Source organism: Coprococcus sp. LG101-27 (assembly GCF_027695515.1).
GTDB lineage: Bacteria > Bacillota > Clostridia > Lachnospirales > Lachnospiraceae > Allocoprococcus > Allocoprococcus comes.
The window spans coordinates 19,969-32,593 of sequence record NZ_JAQEUJ010000019.1 but is presented as its reverse complement, the minus strand read 5'-3'; the positions used below and the strand labels follow the sequence as shown (position 1 = coordinate 32,593).

Here is a 12,625-nt window from a genome sequence, read left to right as displayed (position 1 = left end):
CTAATCGAGTTTAATTCTTGGATCAACGATACAGTAACATAAGTCTGTGATCAGGTTTGCAGCAAGTCCTAACAAAATGTAAAACATCTGCATGGACAGTGCGACTGTATAGTCATGCTGGTTCAAGGAATCGATCAGAAGTTTTCCGACACCTTTCCATGAGAACAGAGTCTCAATGATAACCGCTCCACCAAAGATACCTACGATAGAGCCTACGATCCAGCCTGTGATCGGGATCATCGCGTTACGGAACGCATGTTTATAAATAACAGTTTTTTCTTTCAGACCTTTGGCACGGGCTGTTCTTACATAATCCATAGATAATGCATCAAGAAGAGCTCCTCTGACATAACGGATCAGACCACCGATACCTGTCAGACATACAATAATAGGAAGTGCCATATGATATAAATAATCTAAGAATGCACGGAAGCCTGTAAAATTTGCACCCGTTGTGACCATTCCACTGATTGGAAAGATCGGAATTTTAATTGCAAACAGGTAGATAAAGATCAGCGCCGAAATAAATGAAGGAATACTGATACCGATCATAGTTGCTACCTGGAGTGATGTATCAAACACCGTGTCTTTTTTTACCGCACATTTGATTCCCAGCGGAATTCCGATTGCGAAAAGGAAAATATAATATACAACGTTCAGGGCGATTGTATTTTTCATCGGAGGTCCGATCAGTTCTTTAACCGGAATACGATATACGGTAGAGTAACCGAAATCTCCCTGTAATATATTTCCCATCCAGCTTAAATACTGAACCGGAATCGGTTTATCAAGTCCGAGACGTACTCTTGCCTGTTGATAAAGCATCTCATACTGTTCCGGTGAAACACTCTGCTTTTGTCCCTCGACCATAAGTCTGGCAGGGTCACCAGGTACCATTTTAAAAATACCAAACAGTAAGATGGAAAGCAGGAAGAATACTATAATAATATAACCAAGTCTTTTCAATATGTATTTTGCCATAATGTAGTTTTCTCCTTCTGGATGAAATAGTTATTCCTGAATTATTCATGACATGTGATTCTGTCCGAACCATTACCATAATTTTGTTTTCGTATAAAGAAAAGATACGGGAAGACAGAACATTTCCCTTTGTTCTGTCCTCCCTGTTTTGTCATGCATATCAAAAGTTAATAGAATTGATCTATTCTGATGAATCCTTTATGCTTATTCTTCAAAGTATGCATCTAATACCATTGCTCCCCATCCCACATGAGCTCTAGGAACGAAATTCTTAAGCTTCGGATTGAAGAACATATAAGAAACTCCTGATCCCATTGGAAGACTTGGAAGTTTTTTGTTGTATGCCAGCTGGAATTCTCCATATAATTTTCTGAATCCGTCAATGTCTTCAGAATCAACTTTCTGCATCTCTTTACCGATTGCTTTTAATTCCGGATCGGAAATGTAGTTAACATTCCAGCTTCCCATTAAACTCGGATCGTCATCGAAGCAGTTCCAGTAGAAGAGAATTTCCGGAATTCCGATACTACTGTAGAAAATGTTATATTCTGGTTCATCGATACCCTGGCGATTCAAATGGTTGATCATAAGAGCAAAGTCCATAGATGTGTATTTGTATTCCATACCGATCTTTTCTGCTTCCGGTGGGATTACTGTGTTGTAAAGTTTTGAGTAGTCATCTTCGCAGCATGCTACTTCAACTTTTAATTTCATCAATTCACCATCTACTTCTTTATAACGGTATTTGTCTGTACCTTCTTTGTACTCTTCACCTTTTTCGTTCAGTGTCCAACCACCATCGATGAGTTCCTGTTTTGCTTTATCAAGGTCATATGAGTAGTGAATCAGTTCAGATTCAATATCATCTTTGATTGCTGCAAAATCTGTTGTAGCATCTGTTGCATAACAGTCTACCACTGTACCGTATCCGCCTGTTAACTGTTTGTTGATTTCATCACGGTCTACGATATAAGCGATTGCACGTCTTACTTCTTCAAACTGTGTCGGTCCAAAGTCACACATATAACGCATCTCGTTGATACGTGTTCCCGGTACAAGACCATAGTTTGCATCTAATTTTCCTTCTTCTACTTTTGTTAAAGCAGCTTCGATCTTTTCTCCTGTACCTGCTGAGTAGAAATCAATTGTTCCTTTTTCAAATTCGTCACGGATTGTTTCATCTGCAACCGGTTTGGAAATAATTGTCTGGATATGTGGTTTTGTTCCATCATATGTTCCAAGGTATTCTTCGTTGATTTCAAGTTCAACAGTTTCAGTTGTAAGGTCAACACTCTTTAATTTGTAAGGTCCGCATACAACCGGTGCTTTGTAACGGAATCCTTTATCCGGATCAAGTAAGGTTTCTCTGATGAGATCTTCTGTAAATCCGTCTGTGAGGTATGCTCCGTTTCCATCATCCTTCACGTCGCATCCCGGAGCGATTGCTGCAAGCGGTTCCGGTCCATAGGCAACATTTGCCATCTCATAGTAGTTCGGAAGCTGATCTGCACTGATTGTCATAGAAAATTCGTAATCCCCAAGAAGGTTAACACCTGCAAATTCTTTTGTTGTTCCCTGTACATGATCGTTGTATCCAACTAAAGCCCATCCGTATGTTGCATCACCTTCACAGGCTGCAAATTCCGGAGAAGAGTGAAGCAGAAGACTGAATACATAATCTTTTGCTGTAATCGGAGAACCGTCACTCCATTTCAGGTTATCGTTGATTTCAAAACGGTATGTCTTGCTTCCGTCGTCATTCTCGATCACTTCATGATCTTTTACGACAACCGGGTCCCAATCAAGAACATAATCACGATTGTAATCAGCGAGGGCGTAACCACTCATCAGTCCGATAAATCCAGAGTTCGTTGCACTATTTGTCCATCCGCCGTACATATCCGGTGATAAGGTACCTGGTGAAATTGCAACTACAACCTGTCCTCCTACAGGTGCATCTTCCGGCGGTGCACTCTGCATATCTTCGGTTACCTCTACTCCAACCTGTTTGCTTTCACCATCATCCTGATTATTCTGGTTCTTGCTGGAAGCTCCTCCACCGCCACAGGCTGTGACCGAGAATACCATGATACCAGCCAGCATGAGGGCTATCATTCTCTTTTTCATTTTGCATTCCTCCATAAATGTAAACTTTGTGTTAAGACAATTATAACATTTTACCAATTAAACATCTATTATCGTTTTCGTTTTTGTGCATTTTTGTGAAATACGACGTATTTTTATTGTATACAAAAAAACAAGTCTTTCATGGACGGATTTTACTACATATATGGACGATATCTGTTTTTCATTCACACACATTCAGATTGTTAACAGTCTACAATTTGTGCATTTTTAACAAATTGTTAAATGTTGACATTTGACTAAAAACAAAAAAGCAGAACGCTTATTCTGCTTTTTTTCATCAATCTTTTTGTTATCGCGATAAGAGTACGACGGTTTCAACGTGTTCCGTAAACGCAAACATTTCCACCGGCTGTATCTTTTTTACCTGATATCCTTTTTTTGTCAGATACTTCAGATCTCTTGCCAGTGTCTCCGGATTGCAGGAAATGTACACGATCTTCTCCGGTCCCATCTTCACTGCAGATGCCATAAATTTTTCATCACTTCCGGCTCTCGGCGGATCCATAAACAGCACATCCATACTATTTCCCTCTGCTGCCATCGCCTCCATAAACTCCCCGGCATCTCCCTGGAAAAATCTCACATTCCGGATCTGATTCTCTTTTGCATTTAATATTGCATCCTTCATGGCATCCTTATTAAGTTCCACACCGACTACTTCTTTTGCATGTCCCGATGCGATCAGACCGATCGTTCCGATTCCGCAATAGGCATCGATCACGCTTTCTTTCCCTGTCAGATGTGCAAATTCAATCGCTTTCTGATAAAGGATCTCCGTCTGCACCGGATTTACTTGATAGAAGGACTTTGGTGAAATCCGGAAAGTACACCCGCAGAGTTCATCCCGGATAAATCCTTTCCCATATAACACTTTTTCTCTCTCCCCAAGGATCATACTGGTCTTTCTGTCGTTGATATTAAGGACAACCGTTGTAATCTCCGGATGCTCTTTTCTGAGTGCTTTTACGAAATTATTAGACGATGGAAGGATTGGTGATCCAAGCACCAGAACCACCATAATCTCTCCGCTTTTAAACCCTCTTCTGATCAGCACATGACGGAACAGGCCATATCCTGTATCTTCATCGTAGGTTTTGATCTTAAAAGATTTCAAAAGTCCCCGGATCGTCCGGATGATCTCCTGACTCTTTTTGTCTTCGATCAGACAGTTTTCAACAGGAACGACCCGGTGTGTCTTCGCTTCATAGGTTCCGGATACGATATTTCCCTTTCGGTCCCTGTCGAATACGGCGTGTACTTTATTTCTGTAATAATACGGATTCTCCATTCCGATGATCGGTTCTACTTTTCCGTATTTTGACAACAGAGCGTTCACCATTTTCTGCTTCTTTTTCAGCTGCTCCTTATATGGCACTCCCTGATACTTGCATCCTCCGCATTTTTTTGCCACTTTACAGGCTTCCGGTTCTGTCTGTTTTTTCTTTTCTTCCATTTTTTACCTCTCTTCTTTTTTTATTCTTTTCTCAAAAGAGATCCGGCATATTATCCAGATACAACTCTTCTCTGACCTGGAGATGGTAATATGCTTTTTTTGTATCTGATGTATTCATTCTTATTATAATCCTTTTAATCATTCAGATCCGTCTGGAATCTTGATAAATGTTCATACGGCAGGATCAGTCTCCCCCTGTATAATCCGCATCCGTCATTGATGAGACTATTATTTGCCGCAGCAAACATATTAACTTCCAGATCCTTCAGTTCCAACCCCAGAAGCCGCATTCCTCTTTCGTATGCCTCATCAAAATAAATGCATTCTCCTTCCGGAATAGCTTCTCTTCTTGCCCTGACTCTTTCCTGTTCCTTCTCGTAGGCCTGGTGATTTGCCGCTCCAATCTCCGCTATATCATCCATCTTCTTTGTCCGCAGTTGTACTTCCATGTAACTTCTCGAACAGTTATCATAAAACGTGATGTGGAGTGATTGATAGCTGCCTCCGCTTCCATTGGAAATATAATCCCGATAATAAGGTTTCACCGCCTCATCCATAAAAGGAGATGTACTTTCAAGCACCCCTTTTGCAGATTCTGCCGTAAATCCTCTTTCCTCCAGAAACCCCGGAAGAACATTCGCGATCCTGTATAAATACTTGATTTCCTCTTCTTCTCGCAGTTTGTCATCCCTGATATGGCATTTTGGAAGAGAAATTACCAGACGGTATGCGATAATATCCCGAAAGCAGCTCAGTTTTTCCCTTAGGTCAGGCACCGGCGGATAGGTATGATGTTTTTCATAATAATCATAAATATATTCTACAATATACCCGTTGAATTTTTCCTCTGCGCGGATCAGGGACTTGATCCTTCCTTTAAAAGTAAAAGCAAGCAGAGGATATTCCTGTACCATGTATTTATAAAAATCCCTGATTTTCTGCGACTGTGCAGTAAGGAAATCATTGTGTTCAAGCAGTTCCCTGAACTGGATCAGGAAATTGGAATGGATGAGATCTATTTCATTGTGATTCTTCTTTGCTTCTTTCTTCAGATCCACTGTATAATTTCTTAAAATCCGAAAAATCGTATCACCTGAATATAAATAGTCATTTAATGTGATCATACGTTCCACCCTTTCTATTTGATTTTCTTATACAGTATAGCAGAATCTGGCTGGATTGGATACCGTTTTGTTAAATAGAAGCAGGGATTGATCTGCTGCATATAATCCAGCAAGGTCAATCCCTGATTTATCATATTTCTAAAATAAAAGCTGAAGCCCCATAGCAATGATCCACATATACGCACATGTCTTCAGAATCATCAGTAATCTACTTTTGGTTTTGTTTTACTGAATAGTGTTACCGGAGTGTAGCATCCAAAGGAGATAATGATAGCGGCAATCAAATCAAAAATCAAATATCCGACATCAAATGCTCCTTTCGGATCTGCTTACGAAGAACATACTGCCATCAAGGATACTGCAGCAGAGGTAAGAGCGCTTCGCAAAAACGGAATTCATGTATCCGCCGTCTTTATGGGAAACGATGGCGAAGTGACAAATGCTAAACAGATTTACGGAAAAGAATTTACCAGGATCCGCCAGATTGATCAGCTTTCAAAAACAGCTGGACGTCTGATTCAAAAAGAGATCCGGGAGTTATATAGTTAGTTACTTGTGGTTTTCCAGCTCCAGAACAACCACTTCACAGCTCCGTAAATTCAATGAATCCTTTTCACAATCTACCGTTCCATCTATACGGTTCGATAACCATACTTTTTCGATTTCGCTCTTCAGTTTGATTGTTGCAGCATCCTTTCCGAAATTAGCAGCCACAAGAATACACTTGGATTCATCTTTACGGTAAAATGCCATGACTCCGTCCACATTTTCATATTCCGGAAGAAATTCTCCATAGGTAAATACTTCTTTCAGTTCATCCGATTTACGCAGTGCAACCAGTTTGCGATAATAATTCAAAACTGAATCTGGATCCTGTTCCTGAGCTTCCACATTCACGTCTTTAAATAAAGGATTTACCTTTAACCATGGAGTTCCTTTTGTAAAACCGCCATTTTCCCCGCTCGTCCATTGCATCGGTGTTCTTGCATTGTCACGGCTCATACGGCTGCATACTTCCAAGGCTTCCTGATTCGATAATCCCGCTTCACGGGCAGTATGATACTGGTCTTTTGTACTGATATCATCAAATTCCTCCATGCTGTTCCATTTGGCATTTCTCATACCGATTTCCTGCCCCTGGTAAATGAAAGGAATTCCTCTGAGGAGAAGGCTTATGGTACCAAGCATCTTGATTCCGTCCGGTGTCTGAGCATAAGATGGCAAAAATCTGGATGCCCCTCTTGGCTCATCGTGATTTTCAATGATATTCGCCTTAAAGCCATACTTCTGTGTTTCTAATTGTGCCTGAATGATCGCAGCTCTCCATTTCGCAAATTCCAGCTTCGGAGCATCATACCATCCATGTTCTCCATCAGTGAGCGTATGGGCGCTAAAATCAAATATCGTTGAAAAATGACCGGTTTCTCCAATAAATTCCGGTAATTCATCCGGTTTCATGTTAAATACTTCTCCGACTGTAAAGGCATCATACTTTTCAAAAGTTGATTTTTTCAGATCTTCCAACAGCTCCCCTACTCCGTCTACACTTTCAACCATCTTCCAGCAGCTTGCCAGACCATCTTTCCCATCCGGTGCAAAATCAGGAAAGTTCAGATCCTTCTTAATGTTTATGATCGCATCGATTCGAAAACCGGAGAGACCTTTTTCCAGCCACCAGTTGATCATTTTGTACAGTTCCTGCCGTAACTTCGGATTTTCCCAATTCAGATCCGGCTGTTCCTTTGCAAACATGTGAAAATAATATTTGTCCGTTCCCGGTACCTTTTCCCAACAGCTTCCTCCAAAATAGGAACGGTAATTGCTCGGTGGATTGCCGTTTTTTCCCTTGCGGAAATAAAAATAATCCGCAAACGCTCCATCTGGATCAGCAAGTGCTTTCTGAAACCACTCATGTTTATCAGAGCAATGATTAATAACCAGATCCATAATAATATGCATGTCTCGTTTTTTTGCTTCTGCCAGCAGTTCATCAAATTCTTCCATTGTTCCGAATTCTTCTGCAATTGCATAGTAATCCGCAATATCATATCCCTGGTCTACAAATGGTGATTTATAAATAGGTGATAACCAAATAATATCGATTCCTAATTTTTTCAGATAATCCAGTTTAGAAATAATTCCTCTCAGATCTCCGATTCCGTCTCTATTTGTATCCAGAAAACTCTTTGGGTAAATCTGATACGCTACTTTGTCATGCCACCACTTTTTTCCCATTTTTATCAACCTCTTTCATATATAATCATAGTATTTGTTCGCCATTGCGTTATTGCTTTAGCTGTATTATACTGCTATTATAAGATCTTATTTTTGACAAATCTTGCATTATTTTTTCATTATATAACACAATACTGCTATTATGGAGAGGACAAAAAATGAAAACGCCACATTCACTTATACCGGAGCAAAAAGAAAATATCAAACATGGAGAAGTTTATTTTCCAATCCAGAAGTATATTACAAAGCTGACAAAAGAAGCACCTGTCATAACAATGCACTGGCACGAGGAAGCAGAGCTTACCCTTATAACAAAAGGTTCCTGTGTCTACCAGATCGATTTAGTTGAATATGAGGCAAGTACCGGGGATATCCTGTTTATTCCTCCCCTGCTGCTGCATTCCATTATCCTGAAAAGCAGTCAGGACTTCTGTTCGGAAACCTATGTATTCCATATGAATCTTTTGGGAGGAAATACTGCAGACATCTGTTCTACCCGCTACCTTACGCCCATGGTAAACCACGAATTATCTTTACCCTGTCTCATTACCGCGGATCATCCTGCATATGATTCTCTTTGCAAGTCTTTTGCACAGCTTGCCTCCCTTTACGATACCCGGATGTTTGGATATGAACTCGCCATAAAATCTTATCTGCTGCAGACACTTTTTCTTCTGCTCCAGTACAGTAGCACAAGATTCTCCACGGAATCAGACTCTTCCGACAAATTAAAAATTGTACTTGATCATATTGATCTGCATTATGCAGAAGCTCTGTCGGTTTCTGAACTTGCAAAGCTATGTTATTTCAGCGAGTATCATTTTATGCGCTTTTTCAAAAAACACATGAATATGACCTGCATTCAGTATATTAACAATATCAGACTGGAAAAAGCGGTAGAGTTATTTGAACACGGTAACACCTCCATATTAGAGGTATCTTTATCTGTTGGCTTTCATAATCTTTCTTATTTTTACAGAGCATTCAAAGCAAAATACCATATGACACCGCTGGCTTTTATAAAAAGATTAGAACTGGATTCTGTATAAGCTCATTCCCTGAGCGATTTTATATTTTCTTTAAATCCTGTTATTTTTTACGATAAATCCGAATCATCAAAGGCGTTTCTACCAAAAGCATGGCAACCCAGCCTGCCAGATAGGAATATGGCAACGCTTCAATTCCAAAGTTCCACAACAAAATCATAGGTGCTGCTGCAATGACTCGGACTGCCATATTTGTAAAACTGCTCATCAGTGTCACCTTCAGGTCTCCGATTCCACGGAAGAATCCTTGAATTGCATTCGTAACGGCCGGAAGAATATACATCACAGCAATCAGATGCAGATAAATGACACCATGTCCTATTACTTCCTCATCTTTTACGAAAAGTGCCATTAGTTCTCCGGCAAATACCTGGCAAATCACCATAACAGCTGCTCCATAAACAGTTTCCAGAATCATCCCACAACGAAATCCCTCCCGCATGCGGTCATTTTTTCCGGCTCCCTTATTCTGCGCCATAAGTGCCGTCATGGCATGGGCAATATTCTGTTCCGGTGTAATTGCAAAGTCATCAATCCGATTGACCACCGCAAAAGCTGCAGCCACGGAAACTCCCATAGTATTAACCAGCGCCTGGATCGCAATTTTTCCCATTTGCACGGTGGCCTGCTGCATGGCAGATGCCCATCCGTAAGCAATTGTTTTCTTCAGCAAACGTGAATCGAATACCAGCCATTTCTTACCCAGACGAAGAATCGGTACTTTTTTCTGTATATAAATAATACAGAACAGGCAGCACAGTGCCTCACTAAGCACTGTTGAAATGGCGCATCCATTGCTTCCTGCCTTTAGTACAATGACAAAAAACAGATCTCCGAATATATTCAGGACTGCACTGATAATTAAGAAATACAAAGGCGATGCACTGTCTCCCAAAGCTCTTAAGGTACTGGAAAAAAAGTTATACAAAAAGGTGAACATTAATCCCAGAAAAATAATCCGTAAATACTGCCGTGTCATCTCCATAATCGATGCATCTACCTGCAGCAGATGCAGAATCGGTACAGCAAATACCACGCAAAATAAAGTCAGAAAAAATGAAAAAACTACTCCCGACAACATGGTTGTACTGATCTGCCTGTGCAAAGTCTTATAATCCTTTGCCCCATACTGAATTCCCATGAGGATACTTGCCCCCATACATAATCCATTTAAAAACAGTATCATAAGCGTACTGATCGGATTACAGATACCAACTGCCGCCAGCGCTTCTTTCCCCACAAAATGCCCTACGATGATGCTGTCCACCGCATTATAAGTCAGCTGAAACAGATTTCCCAAAACAAGCGGCACAGTGAAATTCACAAGAATCGGCATGATTTTCCCGGTTGTCAGATCTTTTGTCATCTCATTCCTCTCCTTCGGTAAAATTTAAAATTAATTCTCTTCCGTTTTCTTTCTTTTTCTTTCAGAAACCCTTGGCACTGACTGAAGAGTAATAGATGGAATTTTTAAACCCATTATTCCCTTCAGAATCCAGGTAAATGATAACATGACCAGAACCGGAATGGCACAGGTTGTCACAAGCAGCACTGCCACGCCCTCTATAATTCTGTTTAATCCATCCTCAAAAGCAGAGAGTTTTTCTGTAGCGACATCACCTACCGCATCAATCGCATCATCAACCTTATCCTTCGCATTATTAAGAAATTCACTGAAAGAAAACTTTTTATCTTTCGTTTCTTGTGCTTCATCCTTCTTGTCTGCGTTTGCAGAGGTATCTCCCTCATCTAATAATTCTTCCGTATCTTCCAGTGTAAAATCAGCTTCATAGGACTTTGCATAGGTTTCATTTACCATATTCGTCACCCATGCACTGGTAGGAACCAGTCCCCACAAAAGAACACCCAGAATGATACTCTTGATTCCGATTCTGTAGATAAATTCTTTCCATCCGTTTTTCAAAAAGTTGCCTGCTGCCAGAAGCACGCATCCGATAGGAAATAAGATTTTAAATGCAATATACCCGGTGATAGTCAGTAAATATTTTTCAACAATGATCACTGCATAAACGATCACCATATAGCCTGCGACATCTGCCAGCTTATTCGCGATCGGAGTTGCGGCTTCTCCCGGTATTGCTGCAGCACCTGTTGCAAGAGCGGTTGCTGTTCCGGAAAGCCCAAGTGCTTTTTTCTGCAATCCATTCAGCGTTTTGATAACCCAACGGTACGATTCGACAGAAGTTGCCCATTTGGAAACAACAAAAAATGATATAAGAGCAATCCCAATGCAGATCAGCATCATGATCAGACGATTTCGCATCGGTTGCTTATAGTTTCTAACTGTGATTTCATGGCTGTCTGCCATCATAGGTTCTTTCATACTTATTTTCCTTTCATGCTATCTATTCTCGGATAAAGAAAGGATCGGATACACGCTCCCGATCCTTTCCACCTTTTCAGTTTTCTATTTGTCCAAAACCGCAACCTGAATTGTCTTTACTGCTTCCTCCATACATTTGATGTCCTCGGCACGCAACTTAATATCCAGACACTTTACAGTATCTTCCACACTGGAAGCTTTTCGCATTCCAACCAGAAGACTCATTCGGTCATACTGAGATAGTGCCCAGGCTTCTACCAGCGTTGCAAAACTGCAATGATATTCCTCACAAAGCGGTTTCCAGATTTCAAAAGCCTTGCGAAGTCCTTCTTTTTTCTCCGGATCTGTCCAAGGTATTCTGGATCGGATATCGGTTTTTGCAAATTCACGGTCCATAAAGGCAGGAGAAGTTAAAAATCCTTCCTCCAACACACCATAGGTCTGAAATACCGTGTTATACTTTTTACACAGATCAAAATATTCTCTGCCATGGAAAGGAGAGAGAATACTGAAAAATTCCTGCACAACGGATACGTTTCCGCCAGCTTCCTGATATGCAGACAGATCTGCCGGCTGACTGTTAGAAAGTCCATAAGTACGGATTTTTCCTTCACGAACCAGATTTTCCAATGCTCCAACCGTTTCCTCCACCGGAAAGCTGCCGCAGACATAATGTACGATAACAGAATCCAGATAATCGGTTCCCATTCTGCGCAGAGAGTCTTCCACGTCCTTTTTCACTGCTGATGCGCGGGTGTCATTGTTAACGGTATAACCGTCTCGTTCATAATGAAAATTACCGCCCTCATTTCTCCAGTTCAGTGAGCATTTGGTCTGCAAAACAAAATCATTTCTTCTGCCTTTCAGTGCCTTACCAAGCAGTTCCTCACTTACTCCTGTGCCATACACCGGTGCGGTATCGATGTAATTCACGCCATGTTCATGACAAATATCAAGCAGACTCTTCGCGTCCTCAACTGTAGAATCTCCGTCTGTCCAGACACTTCCGCCGCCAAGCCCCCAAGTACCTAATGCAACCACAGAAACATCGATGTCCGTGTTGCCAAGCTTTTGAAATTTCATTTTAATTCCTCCGTTTTTCGTTATTCTTTCCTGCTTTTTATGCAGTATCCTAATCGTACAGCGTTCCCTCACAAGGCTGTCTATATTTAAAAAGACAATTTTGTCACATCTGTGCGTTACTTACTCTACCTATTAGTATATACCACGCTCCGGAATAAGTAAAATAAAATCACTTTACCATTTCAAAAGCCACATGAATTCATCAAACCGG

The 12,625-nt window shown here is 40.8% G+C and carries 10 protein-coding genes; 2 read left to right on the top strand and 8 right to left on the bottom strand.

Features of this window, described 5'->3' with window-relative positions:
* From PG766_RS12540 to PG766_RS12525, 4 genes are all read right to left on the bottom strand, one after another.
* Positions 1 to 981 carry an ABC transporter permease gene (locus tag PG766_RS12540; RefSeq protein ID WP_008369366.1) on the bottom strand — a complete coding sequence of 327 codons (981 nt, stop codon included), beginning with the start codon at positions 979 to 981 and terminating at the stop codon, positions 1 to 3.
* A gap of 204 nt (positions 982 to 1,185) precedes the next feature.
* The gene (locus PG766_RS12535; protein ID WP_243014475.1) at positions 1,186 to 3,108 is read right to left on the bottom strand and encodes an ABC transporter substrate-binding protein; all 1,923 of its coding nucleotides are present in this window, start codon (positions 3,106 to 3,108) and stop codon (positions 1,186 to 1,188) included.
* Between the two features lie 310 nt (positions 3,109 to 3,418).
* Positions 3,419 to 4,582, bottom strand: coding sequence for a 23S rRNA (uracil(1939)-C(5))-methyltransferase RlmD (rlmD, locus tag PG766_RS12530; RefSeq protein ID WP_270590921.1), 1,164 nt, complete (start codon positions 4,580 to 4,582; stop codon positions 3,419 to 3,421).
* 134 nt (positions 4,583 to 4,716) lie between these two features.
* On the bottom strand, positions 4,717 to 5,706 hold the full coding sequence (locus PG766_RS12525) for a guanosine polyphosphate pyrophosphohydrolase (RefSeq protein ID WP_118199213.1): 990 nt from the start codon (positions 5,704 to 5,706) through the stop codon (positions 4,717 to 4,719).
* Between the two features lie 267 nt (positions 5,707 to 5,973).
* Between PG766_RS12525 and PG766_RS12520 the strand changes: the two genes are divergently transcribed.
* Positions 5,974 to 6,255 (top strand): hypothetical protein, encoded by a 282-nt coding sequence (locus tag PG766_RS12520; protein WP_118199214.1) that lies wholly within the window; start codon positions 5,974 to 5,976, stop codon positions 6,253 to 6,255.
* Here PG766_RS12520 and PG766_RS12515 read toward each other — a convergent pair whose 3' ends face one another.
* Positions 6,256 to 7,941, bottom strand: coding sequence for an alpha-glucosidase (locus tag PG766_RS12515; protein WP_118199215.1), 1,686 nt, complete (start codon positions 7,939 to 7,941; stop codon positions 6,256 to 6,258).
* Between the two features lie 158 nt (positions 7,942 to 8,099).
* On the opposite strand from PG766_RS12515, the gene PG766_RS12510 reads away from it, so the two are divergent.
* Complete coding sequence (locus PG766_RS12510) at positions 8,100 to 8,990, top strand: AraC family transcriptional regulator (RefSeq protein ID WP_008369393.1); 891 nt, start codon at positions 8,100 to 8,102, stop codon at positions 8,988 to 8,990.
* 40 nt (positions 8,991 to 9,030) lie between these two features.
* Here PG766_RS12510 and PG766_RS12505 read toward each other — a convergent pair whose 3' ends face one another.
* The 3 genes from PG766_RS12505 to PG766_RS12495 form a co-directional block, all read right to left on the bottom strand.
* Positions 9,031 to 10,353, bottom strand: a complete 1,323-nt coding sequence (locus PG766_RS12505) for an MATE family efflux transporter (RefSeq protein ID WP_118199216.1) — start codon at positions 10,351 to 10,353, stop codon at positions 9,031 to 9,033.
* 30 nt (positions 10,354 to 10,383) lie between these two features.
* The gene (locus PG766_RS12500) at positions 10,384 to 11,331 is read right to left on the bottom strand and encodes a hypothetical protein (RefSeq protein WP_118199217.1); all 948 of its coding nucleotides are present in this window, start codon (positions 11,329 to 11,331) and stop codon (positions 10,384 to 10,386) included.
* An 84-nt stretch (positions 11,332 to 11,415) separates the two neighbouring features.
* The gene (locus tag PG766_RS12495; protein ID WP_118199218.1) at positions 11,416 to 12,414 is read right to left on the bottom strand and encodes an aldo/keto reductase; all 999 of its coding nucleotides are present in this window, start codon (positions 12,412 to 12,414) and stop codon (positions 11,416 to 11,418) included.
* Positions 12,415 to 12,625 lie beyond the last annotated feature (211 nt).

Excerpts from the sequence above, each read along its gene's own strand:
- PG766_RS12495 (WP_118199218.1), bottom strand. The coding sequence starts at position 12,414 with ATGAAATTTCAAAAGCTTGGCAACACGGACATCGATGTTTCTGTGGTT.
- PG766_RS12500 (WP_118199217.1), bottom strand. The coding sequence starts at position 11,331 with ATGAAAGAACCTATGATGGCAGACAGCCATGAAATCACAGTTAGAAAC.
- PG766_RS12535 (WP_243014475.1), bottom strand. The coding sequence starts at position 3,108 with ATGAAAAAGAGAATGATAGCCCTCATGCTGGCTGGTATCATGGTATTC.
- PG766_RS12515 (WP_118199215.1), bottom strand. The coding sequence starts at position 7,941 with ATGGGAAAAAAGTGGTGGCATGACAAAGTAGCGTATCAGATTTACCCA.
- PG766_RS12540 (WP_008369366.1), bottom strand. The coding sequence starts at position 981 with ATGGCAAAATACATATTGAAAAGACTTGGTTATATTATTATAGTATTC.
- PG766_RS12525 (WP_118199213.1), bottom strand. The coding sequence starts at position 5,706 with ATGATCACATTAAATGACTATTTATATTCAGGTGATACGATTTTTCGG.
- PG766_RS12510 (WP_008369393.1), top strand. The coding sequence starts at position 8,100 with ATGAAAACGCCACATTCACTTATACCGGAGCAAAAAGAAAATATCAAA.
- PG766_RS12505 (WP_118199216.1), bottom strand. The coding sequence starts at position 10,353 with ATGACAAAAGATCTGACAACCGGGAAAATCATGCCGATTCTTGTGAAT.
- rlmD (WP_270590921.1), bottom strand. The coding sequence starts at position 4,582 with ATGGAAGAAAAGAAAAAACAGACAGAACCGGAAGCCTGTAAAGTGGCA.
- PG766_RS12520 (WP_118199214.1), top strand. The coding sequence starts at position 5,974 with ATGATAGCGGCAATCAAATCAAAAATCAAATATCCGACATCAAATGCT.